The organism is Flavobacterium sp. NRK1 (assembly GCF_024054175.1).
In the GTDB taxonomy this organism is placed as follows: Bacteria; Bacteroidota; Bacteroidia; order Flavobacteriales; family Flavobacteriaceae; genus Flavobacterium.
Genome location: NZ_JAMXLA010000001.1, coordinates 1359511 through 1385069, shown reverse-complemented (window position 1 = coordinate 1385069; position 25559 = coordinate 1359511). Strand labels below are relative to the sequence as shown.

The window sequence follows — 25559 nt, the reverse complement described above, 5'->3', positions numbered from 1 at the left end:
TTTATACGGTTTTTACAAACAGGTTGGCCGCTATTTTGTTTGAAACGGTTACCAGCTTGTCTCCCAGTTTTAGGGTTAAAGACATATCAAAATCTTCTTTGCTAACTACCTCTATGGCAGAACCAAGAGCTATTTGCTGTTTATCAAGGTATTGTAAAAATGCCGAGGAGCTATCTTTTACTCCTACGCAAATCACTTTTTTGCCCACTGCAATTTCAGAAAGCAGTTTTTTATCTATTTTGGCTATTTTACCATTACGGTCGGGTATTGGGTCTCCGTGAGGGTCTTCCGTAGGAAAATCTAAAAACTCCTCCAGTTTATTAGTAAGTTTTTCGCTTTTAATATGCTCAAGCTGTTCTGCAACATCGTGCACCTCATCCCATGAAAAATCAAGTTTTTCAAGCAGAAATACTTCCCACAAACGATGTTTGCGCACAATCATCAATGCAGTAAACATTCCTTCGTCGGTAAGCGAAACACCCTGGTATTTTTTATAAATAACAAGTCCCTTATCGGCAAGCTTCTGAACCATATCTGTAACAGATGATGGTTTGCTTTCCATTTCGTTAGCAATTGCATTTGTAGTTATACCCTTGTTTTGAGTAAGGGATAAGTGGTATATTATTTTAAGGTAATTTTCTTCAGAATACGTCATTATCAGTACTATAATCACTACAAATATAGTATAATTTGATTAGTTTAAAAACATTTTTAGACAAGACTAAATAATTAGGATTTTATTAACGTTCCAAATATGTATTTTTGGGTTACATGAAACATTATCATTACATATTTGCCGGTGCCGGCCTGGCATCATTAATGACTGTTTACCGAATGGCAGTAATGGGTAATTTTAGCAATTCTATCTTAATAATAGATCCAGATACAAAAACGAATAATGACCGTACCTGGTGCTATTGGCAAGATGGTAATACTATTTGGGATGCAATTACTTTCAGAAAATGGAAATCAGCAATTTTTGCAGATGAAAATAAAACTGTTGATCTGGATTTTGGGAATTACGAATACAATATGATACGGGGTATAGATTTTTACAGCTTTGTTTTGGCAGAACTGAAAAAGCATTCAAATATTGAATTTGTACAACAAAAAGTAATTGATTTTGCAGACACAGGCCTTAACGTACTAGTAAAAACCGAAACTGAAAGTTATACCTGCAACAAGCTGCTGAATAACATTTATGATCCGGTATTACCAAAATCTCAAAATAAATATCCGGTATTACAACAGCATTTTATAGGATGGCATATTAAAACCGGTCAGCCTGTTTTTGACTCTGAAAAACCTGTATTTATGGATTTCAGCATCCCTCAAAAAGGCAATACAAGGTTTATGTATGTGCTGCCTTTTTCGGAAACAGAAGCCATTGTAGAATATACTTTATTTTCTAAAGACTTACTGCCTGAAAAAGAATATGAATATGCTATACAGGAGTATCTTGAAAACTTAAACACTGGCAGCTATGAAATTGTAGGTACAGAAAGGGGTTCAATACCCATGACCTGTTACCCTTTTTGGAAGAACAATACCAAAAACATAGTAAACATAGGTACTGCCGGAGGATGGACAAAAGCCAGTACAGGCTATACTTTTAAAAACGCTGATAAATTATCTGAACACCTTGTTATATTTTTAACCCGGCAGGATGATTTTACTGCATTTTACAAGAAAAACCGTTATTGGTTTTATGATTTATTACTCTTGGATATTCTTAATCGTAAGAATGAAAAAGGAGCACTAATATTTTCTTCTATGTTTAAAAAAGGGGATGCTTCATCTATATTTAAATTTCTGGACGAGGAAAGTTCTTTTACCGAAGATATTGGTGTAATATCAAAATGCCCTAAAGGATTATTTATTTCAGCGTTCTTCCGTAACATAACCAATCTGTAACAAAAAAGTTTGCTGTTTTATGTTTGGCATAAAAAATGCGTATCTTTGTAGCAGTTAATTAACTTATTAAAGAATACTATATTATGTATCCAGAAGAATTGGTAAAGCCAATGCGAGCAGAACTTTCTGAAGCTGGCTTTGAAGAACTATATACAGCCGATGCGGTAAAAAATGCAATATCTAAAGAAGGAACTACACTTGTTGTAGTAAATTCTGTATGCGGCTGTGCTGCACGTAATGCAAGGCCGGGAGCAAAAATGAGTTTAGCCAACGGCAAAACTCCTGACAATCTTGTAACTGTATTTGCAGGCGTAGATAAAGAAGCAGTAGATGAGGCAAGGGCAAGTATGTTCCCTTTCCCTCCATCTTCTCCGAGTATGGCATTATTTAAAAATGGTGAGCTTGTGCATATGCTTGAGCGTCATCATATTGAAGGCAGACCTGCAGACATGATCGCAGAAAACCTTAAAGATGCCTATGACGAGTTTTGCTAATGGCAAATAAACAAAACATTGCTAACCACGCCTGACGGCGTGGTTTTGTTTTTTAAGAAACTATGCAGGCATACTAAAACTTTTTAGTATTAACTAAAAAGGTACTACTTTTACGCGAATTTTTAGAAACATAAATGGAAAAGATATTATCGTATCCCATATCTATAATTTATTATCTGGTTTTCTTTCTGCTGCTTCTTATCTTTCATCCGGTGCAGTGGATTAGTTTTAACCTTTTCGGTTACCAGGCACATAAAAAGAGTGTAGACCTTTTAAACGGATGCCTTGTCAGGGCAACGTTAATATTAGGTACAACATATAAATTTGAAGGAAGAGAAAAAGTACCCGCCGGCGTACCTCTTATAATAGTGGCAAACCACCAAAGCATGAACGATATTCCGCCCATTATCTGGTTTATGCGTAAATTTCATCCTAAATTCATAAGCAAGAAAGAATTAGGAAAAGGAATACCAAGCGTATCATACAATTTAAGGCACGGTGGTTCCGTTCTTATAGACAGGAAAGATCCAAAACAGGCATTGCCTGCAATAAAAAGTATGGCTGTGTATATAGAGCAAAATAATCGATCTGCTGTTATTTTTCCCGAAGGTACACGAAGTAAAACAGGAGAACCGAAGAAGTTTAGTGAAAACGGACTTAAAATACTTTGCAAATTCACCCCTTCTGCGTACATTGTACCTATTAGTATAAATAATTCGTGGAAGCTTGACCGTTTTGGCAAATTCCCATTAGGTTTGGGCAATCGTTTAACTTTTACAATACAGGAACCTTTTGCCATCAAAAATATTCCTTTTGAAGAGGTGATGGAGAGAACTGAGAATGCAGTAATACAAGGAATAAAAAATTAGAAACTATGTCTATAAAAAACGTTCGTCTGGAAGTAATGCAGTTCCTGGAAAAGAATATTGATTCTTTTGTAGAGAACTATCTTATACCGGTCGAAAACATCTGGCAGCCCAGCGACCTGCTGCCTGACTCACAAAATGAAAATTTTTACGAGGATTTAAAAGAGTTGCGCGAAATAGCGAAAGACCTGCCCTATGATTTTTGGGTAGTACTTATAGGAGATACTATTACTGAAGAAGCCCTACCAACTTATGAATCATGGTTAATGGATGTTGAAGGCGTTAATCAGGTTGAAAATGGCGGCAATGGCTGGTCTAAATGGGTTCGCAACTGGACAGGTGAAGAGAACCGACATGGCGACCTGCTTAATAAATACCTTTATTTGTCAGGACGTATTAACATGCGTGAAGTAGAGATTACAACACAGCATTTAATAAATGACGGGTTTGATATTGGCACTGATCGTGACCCTTATAAAAACTTTGTATATACCAGTTTTCAGGAGCTTGCGACTTATGTGTCGCACAACCGTGTATCACAGATTGCAAAACAGTACGGAGACAAAAGGCTGTCTAAAATGTGTAAGCTGATTGCGGGAGATGAAATGCGTCACCATCATGCTTACAGCGAATTTGTTAATCGTATTTTTCAGGTAGATCCGAGCGAAATGATGCTTGCTTTTCAATATATGATGAAGCAAAAAATTGTTATGCCTGCACACTTCCTTAGAGAATCAGGACAAAAAATAGGTGAAGCTTTCGAGCAATTCTCCGATTCTGCACAACGTATAGGTGTTTATACAGCTAACGATTATGTAGATATTCTTAGAAAACTGATCGACAAATGGCAGATTGACAAGATAAACGGCCTTACATCTGAAGCAGAAAAAGCCCGTGACTATTTAATGAAGTTACCGGACAGGATGGCAAGGATATCTGAAAGGCTTGTAATACCGGAAGAATCACACATATTTAAATGGGTTACACCAGCACTTATAAAGTAAAACAAAAGCCGCTTAATAGCGGCTTTTTGCTTATATAATTAAATATACACCCCTTATTCGGGTATATTTTACACATAGGATTATAGGTTTGAAAAAGAATTTTAAAAAAATTTAATTAGTGCAATTCATTACTATACTTTAATTTTGATTGCATGAACAATCTCATAGAAATTACCAAGGCGTTTGTAAAGGCACAACTGGCTCATGCCGAAGGCGGTCACGACTGGTTTCATATAGAGCGGGTTTACAATAATGCGCTGCATATAGCTAAAAGCGAAAATTGTGATCTTGAGGTAGTAAAATTAGCCGCACTGCTACACGATATTGCCGATAGCAAATTTCATAATGGAGATGAAACTGTTGGTCCTTCTATGGCATGGCAATTTCTGTCGGCACAAAATGTGCCTGAGGAAACTATTATTCATGTAGTGAATATTATTGAGAACATATCTTTTAAAGGTGGCAACCACGATATGAAGTTTCATTCTGTAGAGCTGGATATTGTTCAGGATGCGGATAGGCTGGATGCCTTGGGTGCTATAGGTATTGCACGTACTTTTAATTATGGAGGTTTTAAAAACAGGGCTTTATACGATCCTGCTATTGCGCCTGACCTTACTATGACCAAGGAAGAATATAAGGAAAGTACAGCACCTACACTTAATCACTTTTATGAAAAGCTGCTTTTACTTAAAGACCGCATGAATACCTCAACCGGAAAAACTATAGCCGAAAGCCGACATCAATATATGATTGATTTTCTTTCGCAGTTCTATGCCGAATGGGATGGCGAAAAATAATAAAATGATAAGCCGGCTGAAGCCGGCTTATCATTTCGAAAAAGTCTATATTATCTCCCCGGAAAAATCGCTTTTCTCTTTTCCAGAAATGCTGTAGTTCCTTCTTTAAAATCTTCCGTTCCGAAAGACTCACCAAAAGCGGTAACCTCAACATTGTATCCGTTTACACCATCAGTATAATTAGCATTTATTGCTTCGATCGCACGGCCAATTGCAACAGAAGAATTTTTCATTATTTTGGCGGCAATACTTTTGCAAAAATCTAAAAGCTCTGCCTGGGGCACTACATGATTTACTAACCCGTATGCTTTGGCTTCTTCAGCATTTATCATACCGGCAGTCATTATCATTTCCATAGCACGGCCTTTCCCCACAAGCTGAGGCAAACGCTGTGTTCCTCCATAACCCGGAATAACCCCTAATGACACTTCCGGAAGCCCCATTTTTGCATTATCAGATGCTACCCTGAAATGAGCTGCCATAGCAAGCTCAAGGCCGCCCCCAAGTGCAAAACCATTTACGGCTGCAATTACAGGAGTAGAAAGATTTTGTACTAAATCAAACAAAAGTTCCTGACCTAAAGCAGCAAGCTTTTGTCCTTCTTCAATATTAAAATTAGCAAATTCTGATATGTCTGCTCCCGCAACAAAAGCTTTTTCACCACTGCCGGTTACAATAATAACCTTAACATTTTTATCGGCATTAAGTGCTTTAAAAGCCTCATGAAGTTCGGTAATAGTTTCTCTGTTAAGTGCGTTAAGCTTTTCCGGCCTGTTAATAGTAACTATTGCAAGTCCGTTATCCAGCTCTGTAATTATGTTTTTGTAGTTCATGGTTTTATATCTGTTTGTTGTTTGTCTTCTTCTTCATTACCCTGCGCTTTAGTTATTGGTAATGTCACCAAAAACTGTGTGCCTTCGCCCAAACGGCTTTCAAAGGTAATTGTACCGTGGTAATTTTCTACTATATTTTTAATTATTCCTAACCCAAGCCCCATACCACTGTTTTTAGTAGTAAACTTTGGTTCAAAAATACGGCTTCTGTTTTCCGGGCTTATACCTTTTCCATTATCTTTTACCGATATTTTTGCCATATCACCATCACGATATACCCTTACTTCAACCAATGGGTTAGGTTCAGTTTCAGGAATTGCCTGTGTAGCGTTTTTAACCAGATTGGTAATAATCCGTATAAGCTGCGTTCTATCCATACGGGTAATAATATAAGGTTCGTCCGCATGATAGGTAATATAGTTTTCATTAAAAATTTCAAGTGCAAGCTGTACTATCTTAACTACATTGAGAGTTTCGTTTTGCTGTGCCGGCATAGATGCAAAGCTTGAAAATGCCGAAGCCACCGAACTCATAGTATCTATTTGCTGTATGAGAGTTTTAGAATATTCATCGAGCTTTTGTTTAATATCCGGTTGCTGCGGATCAAATTTACGCTGAAAGCTCTGTACCGTTAAACGCATAGGCGTAAGCGGATTTTTTATTTCGTGGGCCACCTGCTTTGCCATTTCTCGCCAAGCCTGTTCACGCTCGCTTTGGGCCAGTTTAGTGGCACTGATTTCAAGATCATGCACCAAATTGTTATAAGCATCTACCAGCAGGCTGATTTCCTGTGGTGTATCACCCATATCCAGCTTTTCATTTTCTTCGCTCAGGCGGGTTTCTTTAAGGCGTTCACTTACTTCTTTAATAGATTTTGTAATATAGCTTGAAAGGAAATAAGCTATAATTACAGATATTAAAAGCATGAATGAATATACCTGCGTAAAACGGATAAGGAAATTACTGGTTTCCTTTTCATAGTATCCGTCATCTTCTATATAAGGCAGGTTAAGTATGCCAAGCGGTTTAAATTTGGTGTCTTTTATATAACTATAAGAAGACCTGAATTTCTTTTTATCATCTTTCAGCCTCAATAAATCTACATATCTTTTTTCTGCGGTAGAGCGCACCACCTTTAATATTGCAGGCGGAATATTATTATTAATAGTATCTACCGAAAAAGCCGCCTTTGATGATTTAAGCAAATGCCCGTTAAGATCGTAAATATTAATCTCCATTCCATGAATATTTGCCAGTTCATGGATACGTTCCCTAAAAATAAGCGGAAGGTTTTCGGTATTTAAAGGATAGGTAGTAGTAGAAAGTATATAGTTGATATGTGCTTTTATAGCCGCCTCTTTTCTTTCTAAACGATCCTGATGGTAATCTTTTGCTTCTTTTTTAAACTGATAAATGCTTACAGCAGCAATAAGAAGCGATGCAATAAGGGTAATAAAAATCATGGACAGGAAAATCCTTGTCCGTAATGACCAACGCCTTATCTTAAACTTTTCCTTCATATCAGGATTGGTTTTTCTCTCTTATTCGTTTGTAAAATTTATAGCCCAGCATAAGCAGTATAGAAAACACTATAATACCTACTACGCCAAATATCCAGTTAACAGCACTTTTAAGTATTACCAAAAACACTACCGCAAATAATATAATAGTGGCACCTTCATTCCATAACCGCATAAAACTCGTAGTATATTTCACCTTATCATTTTGCAGTTGCTTAAATATGCTGTGGCATTTAAAATGATATAAAAACAGCAACGCTACAAAAGTAAGCTTTACGTGCATCCAGGGCTGTTGCAGCCAATCGGGCATAAGAAAAAGTAGTGTTACGGCAAAAACAGTTGCCAGCACTGCCGATGGCCAGGTAATAATATACCATAACCTGTAAGACATAAGCTTATATTGCTTAATAAGGATTTCTTTTTCGGGTGATGGTTTACCGTTGGCCTCAATATGGTATACAAACAGGCGAACAATATAAAACAGCCCGGCAAACCAGGTAATAACAAAAATAAGATGCAGTGATTTTATGTAGTTATAATATTCCATTATTCTTCGTTAACATGTCCGGCCATTTCGTTCTTTAAAAATATGCCTGTTACTATTGTAGAGAGTACATCGGCAATGGGAAAAGCTACCCATACACCAAAAATACCAAAAAACTGCGGTAAAATAAGTACCAGCGGTATCAGGAAAAAGCCCTGCTTAGATAAAGTAAGCAATAATGCCTTTGTAGCCTTACCCGCCGCCTGAAAGTATGCAGCACCTATTAACTGTACCGCAATAATGGGCGATGCAGCAAAAACCCATCGCAAAGCACCCGGAGTATCACGAATCACTTCAGGATCGGTGGTAAATACAGCGGTTATGGGTTTTGCAAATACAAGTATTACTACAAATATTATTATAGCCAAAGCCCCCGCATATTTTATAGATATAAAAACCGACTGCCTTACCCTTTGGTGATTATTAGCGCCATAATTGTAACCCGCTATAGGTAAAAAACCCTGTGTTATTCCTAATACCGGGAAAAGTGCAAACATTAACATACGGCTTATAATGCCATATACTGTTACAGCATGTTCTCCGCCCTGCGCAAATAATGTGTGGTTTAATATAATGGCAAGTATGCTTATAACACCCTGCCTTGCAAAAGTTACAAAGCTTAACGATATAATTTCGCGCGCTATTTTGGTATGCCATACAAAATGAGACCATTGCAGCCTAAGTTCGCTTCGCCATATAAAAAAGCACAAAATATAAACAAAACATAAAAAGAAAGACGAAGCTGTAGCCAGTGCGGCCCCAAAAACACCTAAGTCTAATATTTTAATAAAAAGTACATCGAGTGCAATGTTTGATACTGCCGATATGATCATGGCAATCATAGCATGCCTCGATTTATCTTCGGCTCGAATAACACTGTTGCCCATCATGCATAAGGCCTGAAAAGGCACAGCCAGCAGTATGGGGAAAAAGAATTCTTTTGCCGGTTTTGTAATATCTCCGTTAGCGCCAAATAAATACAATATCTCATCGCCAAAAAACAAGCCTATCACAACAAATAAAGACGATATACCAAAGGCCATCATAATTTGATGTGCAAAGGTTATAAGTCCTTTTTCACGGTCTTTGGCTCCAAGCGCACGCGACAATACCGAACTTCCGCCTATACCGATTGCCATACCCAGCGATGATATAAAAAAGGTAATAGGCATTACTACAGATAAGGCAGCAATAGCAAGAGATCCTATCCAGCGGCCCACAAAAATGGTATCTATAAGCACATTTACCGTCATGAACAATATACCTATTGATGCCGGAACAGATTGTTTTAGCAACAATCCTTTAATGTCTTTTTTTGCGAGGTCGCGGGATGATAACTCCATTAAACTACCGGTGTTTCAGCATTGGCCCATTCGTTAACCCAATTGGCTACAACACCTATCCATTCGTCGCCATCATTAAGGCAGGGAATAGCAAGGAATTTTTCGCCGCCATGCTCTTCAAAATCTTCTTTGGCGCGCATAGCAATTTCTTCCAGTGTTTCAAGACAGTCAGCCACAAATGCCGGAGTTACCACAGCCAGTTTTTTAATACCTTTATTGGGCATTTTATTTATTTCAATATCGGTATAAGGCTCCAGCCATTTGTCGCCCGCAAGGCGCGACTGAAACGTAAGTGAATATTTTTCTTTAGGTATGCCCAGTTCTTCTACAACAAGCCGTGTAGTTTCATAACACTGGTGACGGTAGCAAAACTTATGTGCCGCCGATGGCGTTACACAACAGGTATCATTTATTTTACAATGTGATTTTGTTACATCTGTTTTTCTTATATGTCGTTCCGGAATACCATGGTACGAGAATAAAAGATGATCATAATCAAAGCCCTGTAATGAGCTTTTTATAGAGTTTGCAAGTGCTTTAATATAATCAGGCTTATTATAAAATGCAGGCACATCGGTAAATGTCATGTGCGGAAATTTCTTTTTCCTTATCTCTTCAGCCAATACTAATATAGTAAGGGTTGATGCCATGGCATATTGCGGATATAACGGAAAAAGCAATACTTCTGTAACCCCTTTATCCGAAAGTTCCTGAAGGCCTTTTTCTATAGATGGATCACCATAACGCATGGCAAGTGCAACGGGCATATCAGTTTTTTGCTGTATTTTTTTATGCATCCTTTCAGACAACACAATAAGTGGCGAACCTTCTTCCCACCATATTTTCTGGTAAGCTTCTGCAGAAGCCTCAGGCCTTTTTCGAAGAATTATTCCCCTTACAAGAAGTGCCCTTAATAAAAACGGAACATCTATAACATACTTATCCATCAAAAACTCATCAAGATAAGGCTTAACATCTTTTGGTGTTGGACTTTTTGGTGAGCCCAAGTTTACTAACAGTACTCCTTTCATTATTCTTGTTTTTCTATATGCCTGCCGTTGGTTCACAAAAACCATGCGAGAGGCGGTTTGTTTTGTTATTTTATTTATTCTGCAATTTTTGTTTCTGCGTTAAACCTTCTCATTAATACTCATCAGGTATTTTTTTGGAGTAGTACCAAACTTCTTTTTAAAAGCCGATATAAAATGGCTTGCAGTACTATAACCAATTTTTAAGCCTACCTCATTAACGTTATACGACCCACTATCTAAAAGTTTGCGGGCATAATCCATTTTATAATCAAAAAGGAAGCTGTAAACGGTATCGCCATAAATCTGACGAAAGCCCATTTTTAATTTTTTCAGGTTTATACCTACCTGGTCAGCCAGTTCCTGCAATCCGGGTGGTTCGGCCATATTAGCAATTACAATATCTTTTGCCTTGCGTATTTTTATTACGTTATCCTCATCTACCAAAAATGGACATGATTCTATATTGGCATCTTCTGCCCGGTTAAAATAAAGACTTAGCAGCTCATATACCTTCCCTTTAAAATACAGTTTTTTAATGGACTGATGCAAGTTAAAATGAAACAGCTGGCTAAGCACTACAGCCATAGCAGGGTTTATTTTTTCGTCTTTATAATATTTCTTATCAATATTTTCAGAGCTTAAAAACGGAATATGATCTGCCTGTTCAGAGAAAAAACCATGAAATTTTTTAATAGATATAAGTACCGATATTACCCAGCTATGCGGAGCAATTTCAAGGTGAACCGGCAGTTCCTTTTGCGGGTTATATAAAAAAAGTGATACTTCCTCTTTTAGATCAAGCGCATAGCGACCCTGATTAAATATAAACTTGGCCCGCCCCTTTATACCAAAGTGAAATTGTATAAGATCTACACCCACTTCCCTTTCATAATGAGAGATTTCGTCACCATCGTTTTGAAAACGAAGTACTATAAAATCATCCTCAATCTTTATTTCTTCATGAGAACCCATAGCGGTATTTTTTTTATGTCAATTGCAAAAATGCGACACCTCTTTATTTAGAATTATTCTAAACTATATTTTTGCAATGTGCTGATTTTATTGCAAATTTATAGTATTTGAGCAAATAAATACATTTTCATGCCAAAATATCCCACAGCGACACAAAAAGGACTTTGAGCGTTATTTTTTAGAAAACCTTCACAATACTTTTGTAGAACTTTTAGGATAAGTGAGCACTATGGAGAACAATAACGTATCAAGGCATCTTTACTTCTATGCAGTAGGGTTAAGTTACAGGAAAGCCGATGCCGCGATAAGGGGAAAATTCAGTTTGGGTAATACTGCCAAAACCAGCCTGTTACAACAGGCTAAACAGGAAGGCATAGAAAGCCTTATTGTTATTTCTACCTGCAATAGGACAGAGATATACGGTTATGCAGAACACCCTTTTCAGCTTATAAAATTACTTTGCGACAATAGCCAGGGTACTGTTGAAGAATTTCAGCGTGTAGCCTTTGTTTATAAAAATACCGAAGCTATAAATCATGTTTTTAGAGTAGGATCGGGTCTGGACAGCCAGATACTTGGCGATTTTGAAATTATATCGCAAATAAAAACAAGTTTTAATGAGTCTAAAAATCTTGGGCTTACCAATGCTTTTATAGAAAGACTTGTAAACTGTGTTATACAGGCAAGCAAAAGAATTAAAAATGAAACCGAGCTTAGCTCTGGCGCAACATCGGTATCTTTTGCATCGGTTCAGTACATTATGAATAATGTACCCGACATTCAAAACAAAAACATATTGCTTTTCGGTACAGGAAAAATAGGCAGAAACACCTGCGAAAATTTAGTTAAGCATACCAAAAACGATCATATTACACTTATAAACCGTACACGAGAAAAAGCAGAACAGATAGCCGGAAAATTTAATCTTATAGTTAAGGATTACGACCTGCTTCCGCTGGAACTGCCTAATGCAGATGTATTGGTTGTAGCAACCGGCGCACCTGTGCCTACTATTGATAAAGACATCCTTACTACCAATAAGCCATTACTTATACTGGATCTTTCTATTCCTAAAAACGTACATGATGATGTTAAGGATATGGAAGGCGTTACAGTAGTACACCTTGATGACCTTTCTAAAATTACAGACGTTACTCTTGAAAACAGGAAAAAACATGTTCCTGCTGCCGAAGCTATTATAGAAGCGGTAAAAGGGGAATTTAATGAATGGACAAACGCCCGTAAATTTGCCCCTACCATTAATGCTCTTAAAGAAAAACTTAACGCCATAAAAGATACCGAGTTAAATTTTCAGCGTAAAAAAATAAGTAATTTTGATGAAGAGCAGGCAGAGATAATCAGCAAGCGTATTATTCATAAAATTACAACACATTTTGCAAATCATCTTAAAGACCGCGACACCATTTTAGATGAAAGCATCGAATGGATAGAAAAGGTTTTTCAGATTGAAGCTCCATCTAAATGAAAAAAACCATACGAATAGGTACCCGCGACAGCGAACTTGCCCTATGGCAGGCTCATACGGTAGAACGTAAACTAAATGCACTTGGGTATCCCACAGAAATAGTTGCTGTAAAATCTACAGGCGATATTATTCTTGATGTACCGCTTTATGAATTGGGCATTACCGGCATTTTTACAAAAACACTGGATATTGCCATGATAAAAGGCGAGGTAGATATTGCAGTACACTCTATGAAAGATGTGCCTACCGCCCTGCCGAAAGGTATAGTGCAGGCAGCAGTACTGGAGCGCGCTAATGTAAACGACATACTGGTACATAAAGGCAGTCTTGATTTTTTGCATGATGCAGGTACTATTGCCACAGGCAGCCTTCGCCGCCAGGCACAGTGGCTGCACCGCCACCCAAACCATAACGTAACCGATTTGCGCGGTAATGTAAATACCCGACTTAAAAAGCTTAGTGAAAATAACTGGAATGGTGCTGTATTTGCCGCCGCCGGACTGGAACGCATTAACCTGTTACCTGAAAACCATATTGAACTGGACTGGATGATTCCTGCGCCTGCACAAGGAGCTATGGTGGTTGTAGCTATGGAAAATGATTTGTACAGCCAGGATGCTCTTGCTAAACTAAATGATGAAGAGGCTGAACTTTGCACCCGTATTGAACGTCAGTTTTTAAAAACACTTGAAGGTGGCTGTACCGCTCCAATAGGTGCTCTTGCTACCTGTACAGATGTCGAAATACGTTTTGAAGGAGTATTACTTTCTATAGATGGTAAAGAACGCATACATATAGAAAAAGTAATAGATGCCAATGCTGATATTGAAACCTTTGGTAACGATTGTGCGATTGAGGTACTAAGCAACGGTGGTGCCGAACTGATGGCTAAGATTAAGGATCAACTAAAAAAATAATGGAGACCTTTCGCGTACTGTCAACCAAAAAGCTTTTGCCTAACCACAAGCAATTTCTGCTCAATGCAGGGCTGTCGGTACTGGAAGCCGATTTTATATCGGTAAGCCTGAAAGCTTTTAAAATTGATTCGGCGAAAGACAACCTGATATTTACCAGCCAAAATGCGGTAATCAGCTTTTTGCACAATGGTAATTCCGCACAGCTTAAAAACAATGGAATATTTTGTGTGGGGGTAAAAACCAAATCGGCTCTTGAACATTACGGTTATAAAGTAAAAGCATGTACTGATTATGCCGAGGATCTCGCCAAAACTATAACCAAGGAGTATGCAGGTGAAAGCTTTACTTTTTTCTCTGGCAACCTGAGAAAGGACACACTCCCGGATGCGTTAAAAGCCGCAGGAATTGAAATGAACGAGATACAGGCTTATGAAACAGTGCTTTCACCACATAAAATAAACAGTAAGCTGAACGGCATACTTTTTTACAGCCCAAGCGGTGTAGAGAGTTACCTAAAAGAGAATACTATTAAAGAAGAAACGTGCTTTTGTATAGGTACTACCACAGCAAATGCATTAAAGGATATAACACAAAATATAGTGATTGCCAATCAGCCATCGGTTGAAAATGTAATTATAAAGTGTATAAATTATTATAAAGAGATTATTTAATTACCGATTTGTCATTGCTAATGCAGTGAATTGAAAAACAAGGTTTTAAACGACTGGCGAGGAGAAATGATAAAAAGGTAAATACAAACAAAACATATGAGCATAAAAAACGACCTATTTTTAAAAGCATTACGTAACGAAACAGTAGAACGCCCACCGGTATGGATGATGCGCCAGGCAGGCAGGTACTTACCTGAATTTCGTGCTTTACGTGATAAATATGATTTTTTTACACGCTGCCAGACACCTGAGCTTGCCGCAGAAATTACAGTGCAGCCTATACGCATAGTAAAGCCTGATGCTGCTATTTTATTTTCGGATATTCTTGTTGTACCACAGGCAATGGGTATTGAAGTGCTGATGAAAGAAAATATAGGTCCGTTTTTGCCAAACCCTATTCGTACTGCACAGGATGTAGAAAAAGTGCGCATACCAGATATTCACGAAACACTTGGCTATGTAATGGATGCCATTAAGCTTACAAAGGAAATGCTTAATGACGAAGTACCGCTTATAGGTTTTGCAGGCTCGCCTTGGACAATATTTTGCTATGCTGTAGAAGGAAAAGGCTCTAAAAGTTTTGATACGGCAAAAGGATTTTGTTTCTCTCAGCCGGAAGCAGCCCATGCATTACTTCAAAAAATAACCGATACTACCATTGCTTATCTTAAAGAAAAAGTAAAGGCGGGTGTTAATGCCGTTCAGATTTTTGATAGCTGGGGAGGCATGTTATCTCCTGTAGATTATCAGGAATTTTCATGGAAATACATCAATCAGATCGTTGAGGCTCTTGCTCCGGAAACACATGTTATTGTGTTTGGTAAAGGCTGTTGGTTTGCCCTTAATGATATGGCACAAAGCAAGGCATCGGCACTTGGGGTAGACTGGACATGCTCTCCACGAAATGCACGTTACCTTTCCGGCGGAAAAATTACCCTTCAGGGCAATTTCGACCCGTCAAGATTACTATCTCCAATACCTACCATTAAAAAAATGGTACATCAGATGATAGATGAGTTTGGAAAAGATAATTATATAGTAAACCTTGGTCATGGTATTTTACCTAATATTCCGGTAGATCATGCTAAAGCGTTTATTGAAGCAGTAAAAGAATATAAATAAGCCTCTCCCTAACCCTCTCCTAAGGAGAGGGAATAGCTTCACTCAAAACAAAAGTGAGACTGTTCACCCTTTGGGGCTAACTTAAAACTATAATAATGCCATTAAGTTTAGGATTAAGAGACGAAGAAAATGAGAGGATAAACAACGTCCTTAACAAACTTATGGAGTTGACCTTTGTGCCGGACGGATGGCTTAATGATAGTGCACAATCGCTGCTTACGCAATTAGGATTGTCTTATCACAGCCTTACTGCCATGACGGGCAATGAGCTTAACGATCATGTAACCAAAATGCATTTTGACTGGGCCAATATGGAGCGCTTTGCCGATATGCTTGCCAGTAATGCTTCTTTTAAAGAAAAAGCAATTTCGTTATACAATTTTATACAATCAGAAAGCAAAATGTTCTCGTTTGATATTTTTAATAAAATAAACTCACTTAGCAAATAATGAAAAAAGCTGCAATTATTCTAACTCTATTGATTCTTACATCATGCAGTACTTATACCATAACGCCCGATCAACTGAAAGAACAGTTTATTGCAGCGGGAGAGGGAATGGATACGGTAAAAGTTAACAATCCTCTTTTCAGATTTTCAAATATTACTTATACTGCCAACCGTATAAAAAAAATTACTGTTCTTGACAAACAGGGTTTAATAAACTATCTTGATAATTCGCCGTCTTTAGAAATGAGGATAACGCAGAAAAACGGTAAGAGACAAATCATGTATTTTGACACTACAGAACTGCGTAACGATACCCTATACGGATCTAATTCAAGATTTTTAGGAACCCAAAGAAAAGTACCTTTTGAGAGTATTGCAAAAATAGAAATACAGGACGGCGGTAAAAATTACTACTACAAAAATTAGCCACAATGGAAACGGTAACCTGGAAAACAGATAGTGTGCACAACATTACTCCCGATGAGTTTTATAACCTCATCAGCAGAAATGTTTCGCACATTGAAAAAACATTCCCGGTTACACTATTAAATTGCGAAACCCCTGAAAAAACAACCAATTTTATTGCCGAAGCCATTACTAAACAACTTCGCAATGATGGGTACTATTATTATATAAGAGATATTCAAAGCAATAGTCTTATTGGGTATATATGCATTAAAAATATAAATACTACATTGTCTAAATGTGAACTTGCCTATTTTATAGACAAGGATCATGAAGGCAAGGGTATTATTAGCAAAGCAGTAGGGAATATTGTAAACACATGCTTTAATAAACTGGGTATGAATAAAATATATATATGCACATCTCCCATAAATTATGCAAGTCAAAAAGTAGCTATTAAACAAGGGTTTAAAAAGGAAGGTATTTTAAGAGATGAGTTTCGAAACGGTAAAGGAATACTGGAAGATGTAATTTATTTTGGACTATTGAAATCAGACTATGAAAATAATAGAGCCCAAAACTAAAATATTTGCTCCTTATGTAAGGATGACATAAATGCCAATAACAACAATGAAAAATAAATTTTACCAATACATACAGCAATTACAGGATACCATAACGTCAAAACTGGAAGCGGTAGATGGCACTGCAAAATTTAGAGAAGATATATGGGAACGCGCCGAAGGCGGCGGAGGCCGTACACGCGTTATAGAAAACGGAGCAGTGTTTGAAAAAGGCGGTGTAAATATTTCTGCGGTGCATGGCCCCTTGCCAAAAGCTATGCAGGCGTACTTTAATGTTGGCGATGTAGATTTTTTTGCCTGTGGATTAAGCCTTGTTATACATCCTAGAAATCCGTTTGTGCCAACGGTGCATGCCAACTGGCGTTATTTTGAAATGTATGATAAAGAAGGTAATGTAGTTGACAGCTGGTTTGGAGGTGGGCAGGATCTTACTCCGTATTACTTATTCGATGAAGATGCAAAACACTTCCATCAAACGTGTAAAACAGCCTGCGATAAACATAATCCGGAATTTTATAGTAAATTTAAAAAACAATGCGACGAATACTTTTGGAATGCTCATCGCAATGAAGGACGTGGTATTGGTGGATTATTTTTTGATCATTGCAAAGCTACCGAAGAGTTCTCTATGGAAAACTGGTACAGCTTTGTTTCCGAAGTTGGCAATAGTTTCCTGGAAGCTTATGTGCCTGTTGTTGAAAGAAGAAAAGATATTCCATATAATGATGAAAACCGTACTTGGCAGGAAATCCGACGCGGACGTTATGTAGAATTTAATCTGGTACATGATAAAGGCACGCTTTTCGGGTTGAAAACCAACGGCCGTATGGAAAGTATATTAATGAGTCTTCCACCTCATGTTCAATGGGTGTACGACCATCATCCGGCAGAAGGAAGTGAAGAAGAACGACTAATAAAAATATTAGCAAATCCGGTAGATTGGGTATAAATTTATTACTTTTACAAATAACCAAATGAATTTATGGAAACAATAGACATCTTTAAAAATATTGTTTTTGAGCTTAGAAATTGGTATGCACAAGAAAAAAATGTTTCTATAAGTGACTTCAACGACATTAATGATTTCACTATTCTAAAATTAATTAAGTTACATTTTTTTGTTGTTGCAATTAATAGTGAGAATAATGCAGATTTATTATATAAAAATAAATTTGTAGCTATGCCTTTTGGACCAGTCGAAACAACCATATATGATGAATACAAAAGGACTACAGACTTTGATCAATTTTATTTTCAAGGTGATAAATTAATCTTTAATGATAATACTTCGGTTCCTTTCATTGAAGAACCATTAAAAACTTCAATTATATATTCTATTGACCTTCTAAAAAAATTTGAACCTCGATTAATAGTAGCTAATGCAGGGTCTTTAGTTTCATTAACACATACTTGGAATAGTTGGAAAAAATATTATAATCTAGCTATTCACAAAGGTAAATTCTCTGAGCCAATTCCTCCTGAAGCAATTATTAGTGATTTAAAAATTGTAAATTTAAATTTTATTTAAAAATGAGATTTTTACAGTTAATACTTAGTAAAATTGATGATTGTAAAAATCTTACTCAAAACATTTACACTTCAATCACTGAAACCGATCCTGATATTCGTTATGAGAATTTCAGTAGTGATATAATTGCCAAAGTTGAAGAAATTCAAATAGACTTATTCAAAAAACTAAATTATTCGGTTCTTGAAGGAGAATATATTAATGACAATTTTCATGAAGTTTGTGAAAAAGTAAAGACATTAATCGAATCATTCTATGATGTACCAAACACTTCATTTATTAGTGATTTAAATGAAGAGGGAAGATACAGCGATTTTTTAATTAACTTAAAAATATTATATGCTTTTAAAGCATGCGTTATTGAATATATAAATACAGCAAAATATATTCATCGTATTTTCTCAGAACCCCAAAGGAATAAAAATTTTGTAATTGACCTTTCAAATACAGCTCAAGATATATTAACCGAGCTAACTAACAAATCCCTTGAAAAAATTCTTGTTAAGATATTTACCGAAAATTTATTCTTATCCCGAAAAGAATTTACATTAAGAAATAGTGATAATGATTTACAGAAATTATTAAAAACAAAATATACCCTCAAACATGGCGAGAGTGATTACCCATATGAAGATGATGATATAAAAACCATTTTATATTTACTCCTTGACAAAAATACTTTTTTAATCAGAAAGCTAATTATCCGAAAATATCAAGACCCTACATCTCAAAATCATTATTATGTTTTATTGGGAGAAGAAAATTCATTTTCTCTTGACAAACATCCATTCATAACAACTATTTATCAATTATGGGATAAATATTCTCAGAAGCATTTTTTATCTGAACAAAATGAAATTTACATTCGTGAATTATTATCTTTTTCTGGTATTAATCTCGATACTTATTGGAATAATCATAAAGCAATAAAACATGCGAAAGACGTTTCTAAAAATATTTCTAGTCTCCAGAATATAAATTTTGATAAAATAGTTACAAATCAAAGTTCATTTAATTCTTTTGCTAAGAAAATTTCTGAAAACTATCATAAAAATAATATTCTCTCTCTTTCAGTGGAAAATGAAAAAGAGAAAATTTCACTCTCATTTGATTTTGAAGAATTTATACAACGAGAACAGGAAAAAATTGACCTTATTCAATCTCAATCTGTAATTAGTAATTTTTTTCCTTATAAAAAAGTAGCATTTTTTATTGTAGACTACATCGACTATCTTGTAAATTTTGTAAAAGATAATGTTGAAATTGATCAAGATATAATTTATAAAATCGAAACAGCTAATAAACATCTTGAACAGGTAACTAATAAATATAGAAGTGCTTTACATTGGTGTAAAAATCATTTTTATTATTCATACCAACTACCATTTGAAGAATGTCAAATAAAACACCTTGCATTATCACAAGAGATACAGGTTTTTTCTCCCTCTACATTTTCTTTACCACTAAATTATTCAGAATTGTTGAAGGAAATTGATTTATTAGACAATATAGTGATTGCAACTAAAAATCAAATTAATAACCTTTATACATTTTCTTCTTTATTTGAAAGATTAGATAGAAAATTAACAATCCAAGAAAAAGAATCTGAGAATAATAAAGTAAAAAACATTGAATTACTTGGTATTTTTTCTGCTATTATTGCATTACTCTTTTCTGGAGTGACAACTGCACAAAGCACTGAGAAATTTGAATTTAAGTTTCTAACTTTTATAACAATGTTTGTCATTTTATGTTCTTTTTTAGTCTTATTAAGACATTTTCTTTATAAAAAAGAAAACACATTAAAAGTATTAAAATGGTTTTCAATTTATTTACTTGTAATTATGTCAATCATTATAATCACTACGGTTATATTTAGAAATTAAATTGGGCATAAAAAAATACATAGCAGCAGCATTGTTTACAGGCAGCGGTTGTTTTGCACAAACCGACAGCCTCAGGAATACTTATATTGAAAAATTCCCTGACAAAATAGCAACGCAGCTGTTTGTATTAAACACCTCTAACGATTTTACCCTTGATTATAAAGACCAGGGGGTTTCGGTAAATCTTGAACCTAATAGTAAAACAACTCTGGGCGTAGCGGTTCAGTATGATATACTGTTTTTTAGTGTAGGCTTTGCACCAAAGTTCTTTAGCGACAATAAGAACAATGAGAATTCTAAGATGACCTCTTTTAGTCTTAGTCTGTTTCCCGGAAAATGGGCACAGCATTTTGATTACATCTACCAAAAAGGCATGACACTGGAAACAGCCGGTGCCAATGTGTACCTGTCAAAAATGAAAACCATGAAACTAGGTGGAAGCACATCTTATATATTCAACGACAAGTTTTCAATTAATGCCCAAAGTTTTCAAAGCGAAAGACAACTTAAAAGTGCCGGAAGTTTTATACCTGCGCTGTCTTATTATTACACTGAACTAAAAGGAGATAAATCAGAAGATATAAATGGGAAAGTTTACTTTATAGATGTTGCTCTTGCTCCCGGTTACAGCTATAACTGGGTAATTGCCAAAAAATTTCTTGTGGCAGCAGGACTTTCTATTGGCGCAGGATTTACAAAAACGGTTGATGATGATGTAAATACTACTTCGCTTTTAACGCAGGCTTCGGCAACACTTTCATTAGGTTATAACTCAGACACTTTTTATGGCGGCGTTTTTTCTAAAGGTATTGCCTCAAGCCATACCGCCGACAGCAATGTAACTATGGGCGATAACATAAGCTATGTTACTGCATTTTTTGGTTACCGGTTTGATGCGCCTGAATTTTTAACGAAAGAGAAAGAGAAGATTAAGGGTAAGTTATAAGTTTGCAGTTTATAAATCCCGGAGGGAAATCATATTTAGAATCTTTAAAACAGAATCAGAAAAAGCTCAGTAGGAGCAACATATAAAATGGCAGATACCTATTCTCAAATATACATTCATATTGTTTTTGCTGTTAAAGGCAGAAATAATTTGATTTCTAAAAACTGGAAAGATGAATTATATAAATACATAACGGGTATAATCACTAATGAAGGTCAAAAATTACTTGCTATAAATGGAATGGCTGACCATATACATATCTTTATTGGATTAAAACCAACAGCTACTTTGTCTAATATTGTGCGGGATATAAAAGCAAATTCTTCTAAATTTATAAATGACAAAAAATGGATTGCCGGTAAATTTGAATGGCAGCAGGGATTTGGCGCTTTTTCTTACAGCTATTCCCAGTTACCAAACGTTATAAGTTACATTCAAAATCAGGAAGAGCATCATAAAACAAAAACATTCAGGGAGGAATATATTGAATTCCTGAAATTATATAATGTAGATTTTAAAAATGAATTCATTTTTGAAAATGTATGATATGCCGCTCCTCCGGAGCTTAATATCATTGCCTTATTTATTTACTATAAATATTACGCTTCTCCGAAGCTCAATAAAATCATAACCATTTTAAATGAAAGAAAGTCCCGGAGGGACGTCATATCTATAGCAACAATATAATACAAAACAGAAAAGCTCCGGAGGAGCGACATATAAAATAACAATCTCCTCATAAGAGGAACAATATAAAAATTATGTTTCCACATCAAAGAAACCGCAGGCTTCGTACAAACGACTCCATTCGTTCATTAGTTCGCGAAACTATACTTACACCAAACGATTTTATGTTTCCTATGTTTATTGCCGAAGGCACAAATGTAGAAATACCTATTCCATCTATGCCCGGAATCTTTCGCCGTTCGATAGATCTTACGGTAAAAGAAGTAAAAGAACTTTGGAGCCTTGGCATAAAAGCGGTAAATATTTATGTAAAAGTAGATGATAAACTTAAAGACAACACCGGTAAAGAAGCATGGAATAAAGACGGCCTAATGCAGCAGGCAATTAAAGCCATTAAAGATGCTGTTCCGGGAATGATTATTATGCCCGATGTTGCTCTGGATCCTTATTCTATTTACGGACATGACGGTATTATAGAAAATGGCGAAGTAATAAATGATGCTACAGTAGATGCACTTACCCGTATGAGCCTTAGCCATGCTGCTGCAGGTGCCGATTTTGTTGCCCCGAGCGACATGATGGACGGGCGCGTACTTGCCATACGTAAGGCACTGGAAGAAAACGGATATCATAATGTAGGCATAATGAGCTATAGTGCTAAATATGCTTCGTCTTTTTACGGGCCTTTTCGTGATGCGCTTGACAGTGCACCAAAAGATTCGGGAATAGAAGTTCCGAAAGACAAAAAAACCTATCAGATGGATTATGCCAATCGTATAGAAGCCATTAAAGAAGCTTTGCATGATGTAGAAGAAGGTGCGGATATTGTAATGGTAAAACCGGGGATTGCTTATCTTGACATTGTCAGGGAGGTAAAAAATGCAGTTAATGTACCTGTATCTGTTTATCATGTATCAGGAGAATATGCCATGATAAAAGCAGCAGCTGAAAAGGGCTGGCTTGACCACGATAAAATTATGATAGAACAGCTGCACTGTATTAAACGTGCCGGCGCAGATATTATATCTACTTACTTTGCCAAAGAAGCTGCTATTATATTAAACAAATAATTTACAATGCCCCTTTATAATTAAGGGGCAATTTTACCTTTGTAAAAAAATTAAAATGAAACTAAAACTGCTTATCGCTATTGTTGCACTGTCGCTTTTTTCATGTAAAAAAGAAGAAAAAAAGGAAACACTTTATCCGTCATCTGAAACAGTTACTGAAGGTACTGCCTCTACCCTTACTCCTTCTGAAAAAACAGGAGAGGAAATATTTGATGGTAAAGGCAATTGTTTTTCATGCCATAAACCCGATCAGAAAATTATTGGCCCAAGCGTAACGGAAATTGCGAAAATATACAAAGAGAAAAATGCCGATATGGTACAATTTCTTAAAGGTGAAGGAGAGCCTTTGGTTGACCCATCGCAATATGAAGTTATGAAAACCAATTTTGCTATCACTAAAAATTTTACCGACGAAGAATTAAAAGGACTCGAAGATTATTTTTATAGCCATCTTAAAAAATAGTTCTGCAGTTGTCCGTTCAGTTTGTGACTGTAAACTAAACTAATCAGGGTGCCACAAGCTTAAACCCTATCCTGGGAATATTCTCTATACGAATACTTTCGTCTTCTTTGAATATTTTTCGAAGGCGGGAAATAAACACATCCATACTACGCCCCATAAAATAATCATCTGTACCCCAAAGTGCAGTAAGTATATTTTCGCGTTTAAGTATGGTATTCTTATTATCTATAAACAGCTTTAATAATGCCGATTCTCTTTCGGTAAGGCTGGTTCTTTCGTCGCCTTTTATTACTACATAATTTTCAGGATCAAAAATAAAAGAACCTATAGTGCATGTAGTATTTTTTGTGGGAGCTATTTTATGGCTGCGTTGCAGAAATACTTCAATTTTTAGTATAAGCTCTTCTATACTGTAGGGTTTTATAAGATAATCATCAGCTCCAAGTTTAAGCCCTTTTATACGATCTTCTTTAAGCGTTTTTGCCGACAGAAAAATAATAGGTATTGCTATGTCACGCTCGCGAATAGCCGACGCTATTTCAAAGCCATCCATGCCCGGCAGCATAACATCCAGAATACACAAATCAAATTCCTGTATTTTAAATGCTTCAAATGCTTCGGTTCCATTGGCAAAATGCACTACCTCATAATACTGCTCAAGATTATCGGCTGTAAGAAATGCGAGGGTTTTATCGTCTTCTACATATAATATCCTCTTTCGGCTCATACTATGTTTCGTTTAGGAATATAAATGGTTATGGTTACTCCATTACCTTCATTATTATGAATGCTGATTTTCCATCCGTGAAGTTCGCATATCTTTTTCACATAAAAAAGTCCTATACCAAAACCTTCTATCTCTTGGGTATCGGGTCTTGGTATGCGGTAAAAACGGTCAAAAACATAATCGATATGATCAGGGTGTATGCCCGGCCCGTTATCGGTAAAACGCAATGCCAGCCCTTTACCCTGTTCTGCAATATCAATAACTATTTCAGGATTATCCTTACCATATTTTACTGCATTCTCTGCTATATTATATGCTATATTATAAAAATGAAATTCATCGGCTTTAATTATATATTCCAGCTTAGCACTATGAAGTATTACTCTGGCATTTTCAAACTTAAGCATTATGTTTTCTTTTACCAGATCCAACGTTTCAACAACATCAAAATCTTTTTTTTCAAGCACCACCAGGCTCGATTCAGTTTTAGCTACAGAAAGTATTCGTTCGATATGCTGGTTAAGCTTGTTGCTTTGCTCTATAATAATTTTAAGGTATTTATTAAGCTTGGGGTTTGCTTCTATAGCCTCCTGCTTAACGGCATAATTAGACGCAATTAGTATAGACGAAAGGGGAGTTTTAAATTCATGTGTCATATTATTAATAAAGTCTTTTTGCAGTTCAGTGTATTTTTTTTGCTTTAAAAGCAGAAAAACAGAGTACACATAAATAACCAGTACCAAAAACAAAACTCCGGTATATATCCAGTATTGCTGTAGTGAATTTATATAGCTATAACGCAACTGAGGAAAACGCACTGCAAAATAATAAACAAGGCCTTCACGTTTTGTAAAGCAGTTTTCACATTTAAGCTTATCGTTTTTAGATTTTCCTGAAGCGCTTATATACTTCCCGTACATCATTTCGTCAGATGCGCAATCGTATATCGCATATTCATAATCCATATCCAGCTTCACCTTTTCAAACTCACCTTCAAGATAATATTCCAGTACTTCAGCCTCAAACACATCATCTACATTAACCACATAATAATCTTCAGACACCTTTTTAATAGGACTGGCATTAGGCAGCTCATTATTATTGTCGCGGTAAATTTTGTTTACCACATCCTGCAGTGCAAAATGAATTTTTTCGCCTAGCTCTTTCTTCTCAAAAGTATAAGCCTGGTTAAGCATGAGCAGCTGCATAGTAAGCACTCCTACAATTGCCAGCAGGCCAATAAAAACAATTATATTAAGTGTATTAAATTTAATTTTCAATTGTAGCATAGTATTTGT

28 protein-coding genes are annotated in these 25559 nt (G+C 36.1%); 19 read left to right on the top strand and 9 right to left on the bottom strand.

From position 1 onward, the window contains the following. Window position 1: 1 nt before the first annotated feature. Window positions 2-655, bottom strand: coding sequence for a metal-dependent transcriptional regulator (locus tag NHE85_RS06555; protein WP_252813282.1), 654 nt, complete (start codon window positions 653-655; stop codon window positions 2-4). Between the two features lie 116 nt (window positions 656-771). Between NHE85_RS06555 and NHE85_RS06550 the strand changes: the two genes are divergently transcribed. The 5 genes from NHE85_RS06550 to NHE85_RS06530 all read left to right on the top strand — a co-directional run bounded on the left by NHE85_RS06550 (window position 772) and on the right by NHE85_RS06530 (window position 5078). Next, window positions 772-1914: a lycopene cyclase family protein gene (locus NHE85_RS06550; protein ID WP_252810880.1), complete on the top strand. Its 1143-nt coding sequence runs from the start codon at window positions 772-774 to the stop codon at window positions 1912-1914. Between the two features lie 83 nt (window positions 1915-1997). After that, window positions 1998-2408, top strand: coding sequence for a BrxA/BrxB family bacilliredoxin (locus NHE85_RS06545; RefSeq protein WP_252810878.1), 411 nt, complete (start codon window positions 1998-2000; stop codon window positions 2406-2408). Window positions 2409-2542: 134 nt separating this feature from the next. After that, the gene (locus NHE85_RS06540) at window positions 2543-3277 is read left to right on the top strand and encodes a 1-acyl-sn-glycerol-3-phosphate acyltransferase (RefSeq protein ID WP_252810876.1); all 735 of its coding nucleotides are present in this window, start codon (window positions 2543-2545) and stop codon (window positions 3275-3277) included. A 5-nt stretch (window positions 3278-3282) separates the two neighbouring features. Further along, a complete protein-coding gene (locus NHE85_RS06535) occupies window positions 3283-4278 on the top strand; it encodes an acyl-ACP desaturase (RefSeq protein WP_252810874.1) in 996 nt (331 codons plus the stop codon). 152 nt (window positions 4279-4430) lie between these two features. Further along, complete coding sequence (locus NHE85_RS06530; RefSeq protein WP_252810872.1) at window positions 4431-5078, top strand: HD domain-containing protein; 648 nt, start codon at window positions 4431-4433, stop codon at window positions 5076-5078. Window positions 5079-5128: 50 nt separating this feature from the next. Here NHE85_RS06530 and NHE85_RS06525 read toward each other — a convergent pair whose 3' ends face one another. The 6 genes from NHE85_RS06525 to NHE85_RS06500 all read right to left on the bottom strand — a co-directional run bounded on the left by NHE85_RS06525 (window position 5129) and on the right by NHE85_RS06500 (window position 11321). Next, complete coding sequence (locus NHE85_RS06525) at window positions 5129-5911, bottom strand: enoyl-CoA hydratase/isomerase family protein (RefSeq protein WP_252810870.1); 783 nt, start codon at window positions 5909-5911, stop codon at window positions 5129-5131. Continuing rightward, on the bottom strand, window positions 5908-7431 hold the full coding sequence (locus NHE85_RS06520; RefSeq protein ID WP_252810868.1) for an ATP-binding protein: 1524 nt from the start codon (window positions 7429-7431) through the stop codon (window positions 5908-5910). The genes NHE85_RS06525 and NHE85_RS06520 overlap by 4 nt, the downstream gene beginning before the upstream one ends. A 1-nt stretch (window position 7432) precedes the next feature. After that, the gene (locus NHE85_RS06515; RefSeq protein ID WP_252810866.1) at window positions 7433-7978 is read right to left on the bottom strand and encodes a CopD family protein; all 546 of its coding nucleotides are present in this window, start codon (window positions 7976-7978) and stop codon (window positions 7433-7435) included. Then, the gene (locus NHE85_RS06510) at window positions 7978-9318 is read right to left on the bottom strand and encodes an MATE family efflux transporter (RefSeq protein ID WP_252810864.1); all 1341 of its coding nucleotides are present in this window, start codon (window positions 9316-9318) and stop codon (window positions 7978-7980) included. The genes NHE85_RS06515 and NHE85_RS06510 overlap by 1 nt, the downstream gene beginning before the upstream one ends. Continuing rightward, window positions 9318-10349, bottom strand: coding sequence for a ferrochelatase (hemH, locus tag NHE85_RS06505; protein ID WP_252810862.1), 1032 nt, complete (start codon window positions 10347-10349; stop codon window positions 9318-9320). Before hemH ends, NHE85_RS06510 begins: the two co-directional genes overlap by 1 nt. A gap of 99 nt (window positions 10350-10448) precedes the next feature. Beyond that, window positions 10449-11321, bottom strand: coding sequence for a helix-turn-helix transcriptional regulator (locus tag NHE85_RS06500; RefSeq protein ID WP_252810860.1), 873 nt, complete (start codon window positions 11319-11321; stop codon window positions 10449-10451). 229 nt (window positions 11322-11550) lie between these two features. Between NHE85_RS06500 and hemA the strand changes: the two genes are divergently transcribed. The 14 genes from hemA (at window position 11551) to NHE85_RS06430 (ending at window position 23534) form a co-directional block, all read left to right on the top strand. Continuing rightward, window positions 11551-12807 carry a glutamyl-tRNA reductase gene (hemA, locus tag NHE85_RS06495; RefSeq protein WP_252810858.1) on the top strand — a complete coding sequence of 419 codons (1257 nt, stop codon included), beginning with the start codon at window positions 11551-11553 and terminating at the stop codon, window positions 12805-12807. Then, window positions 12804-13724, top strand: a complete 921-nt coding sequence (hemC, locus tag NHE85_RS06490) for a hydroxymethylbilane synthase (RefSeq protein WP_252810856.1) — start codon at window positions 12804-12806, stop codon at window positions 13722-13724. The genes hemA and hemC overlap by 4 nt, the downstream gene beginning before the upstream one ends. Next, window positions 13724-14395 (top strand): uroporphyrinogen-III synthase, encoded by a 672-nt coding sequence (locus tag NHE85_RS06485; RefSeq protein WP_252810854.1) that lies wholly within the window; start codon window positions 13724-13726, stop codon window positions 14393-14395. Before hemC ends, NHE85_RS06485 begins: the two co-directional genes overlap by 1 nt. Window positions 14396-14491: 96 nt before the next feature. Further along, window positions 14492-15517, top strand: a complete 1026-nt coding sequence (gene hemE / locus NHE85_RS06480) for a uroporphyrinogen decarboxylase (RefSeq protein ID WP_252810851.1) — start codon at window positions 14492-14494, stop codon at window positions 15515-15517. Window positions 15518-15612: 95 nt separating this feature from the next. Continuing rightward, window positions 15613-15966: a hypothetical protein gene (locus NHE85_RS06475; protein WP_252810849.1), complete on the top strand. Its 354-nt coding sequence runs from the start codon at window positions 15613-15615 to the stop codon at window positions 15964-15966. Then, window positions 15966-16391 carry a hypothetical protein gene (locus NHE85_RS06470; RefSeq protein ID WP_252810847.1) on the top strand — a complete coding sequence of 142 codons (426 nt, stop codon included), beginning with the start codon at window positions 15966-15968 and terminating at the stop codon, window positions 16389-16391. Before NHE85_RS06475 ends, NHE85_RS06470 begins: the two co-directional genes overlap by 1 nt. A 5-nt stretch (window positions 16392-16396) precedes the next feature. After that, on the top strand, window positions 16397-16954 hold the full coding sequence (locus tag NHE85_RS06465) for a GNAT family N-acetyltransferase (protein ID WP_252810845.1): 558 nt from the start codon (window positions 16397-16399) through the stop codon (window positions 16952-16954). Between the two features lie 46 nt (window positions 16955-17000). Further along, complete coding sequence (gene hemF, locus NHE85_RS06460; RefSeq protein ID WP_252810843.1) at window positions 17001-17903, top strand: oxygen-dependent coproporphyrinogen oxidase; 903 nt, start codon at window positions 17001-17003, stop codon at window positions 17901-17903. Window positions 17904-17936: 33 nt separating this feature from the next. After that, on the top strand, window positions 17937-18482 hold the full coding sequence (locus NHE85_RS06455; RefSeq protein ID WP_252810841.1) for a hypothetical protein: 546 nt from the start codon (window positions 17937-17939) through the stop codon (window positions 18480-18482). A 2-nt stretch (window positions 18483-18484) separates the two neighbouring features. Continuing rightward, window positions 18485-20368: a hypothetical protein gene (locus NHE85_RS06450; RefSeq protein WP_252810839.1), complete on the top strand. Its 1884-nt coding sequence runs from the start codon at window positions 18485-18487 to the stop codon at window positions 20366-20368. Between the two features lies 1 nt (window position 20369). After that, window positions 20370-21314, top strand: coding sequence for a DUF4421 domain-containing protein (locus NHE85_RS06445; protein ID WP_252810837.1), 945 nt, complete (start codon window positions 20370-20372; stop codon window positions 21312-21314). A gap of 87 nt (window positions 21315-21401) precedes the next feature. Further along, on the top strand, window positions 21402-21860 hold the full coding sequence (gene tnpA / locus NHE85_RS06440) for an IS200/IS605 family transposase (protein WP_252810835.1): 459 nt from the start codon (window positions 21402-21404) through the stop codon (window positions 21858-21860). A gap of 215 nt (window positions 21861-22075) precedes the next feature. Continuing rightward, window positions 22076-23071: a porphobilinogen synthase gene (gene hemB, locus NHE85_RS06435; protein WP_252810833.1), complete on the top strand. Its 996-nt coding sequence runs from the start codon at window positions 22076-22078 to the stop codon at window positions 23069-23071. A gap of 55 nt (window positions 23072-23126) precedes the next feature. After that, complete coding sequence (locus NHE85_RS06430) at window positions 23127-23534, top strand: c-type cytochrome (RefSeq protein WP_252810831.1); 408 nt, start codon at window positions 23127-23129, stop codon at window positions 23532-23534. A 43-nt stretch (window positions 23535-23577) separates the two neighbouring features. Here NHE85_RS06430 and NHE85_RS06425 read toward each other — a convergent pair whose 3' ends face one another. Next, window positions 23578-24261 carry a response regulator transcription factor gene (locus NHE85_RS06425; protein WP_252810829.1) on the bottom strand — a complete coding sequence of 228 codons (684 nt, stop codon included), beginning with the start codon at window positions 24259-24261 and terminating at the stop codon, window positions 23578-23580. Further along, window positions 24258-25550, bottom strand: a complete 1293-nt coding sequence (locus NHE85_RS06420) for a sensor histidine kinase (RefSeq protein WP_374676554.1) — start codon at window positions 25548-25550, stop codon at window positions 24258-24260. Before NHE85_RS06420 ends, NHE85_RS06425 begins: the two co-directional genes overlap by 4 nt. Window positions 25551-25559: the final 9 nt, after the last annotated feature.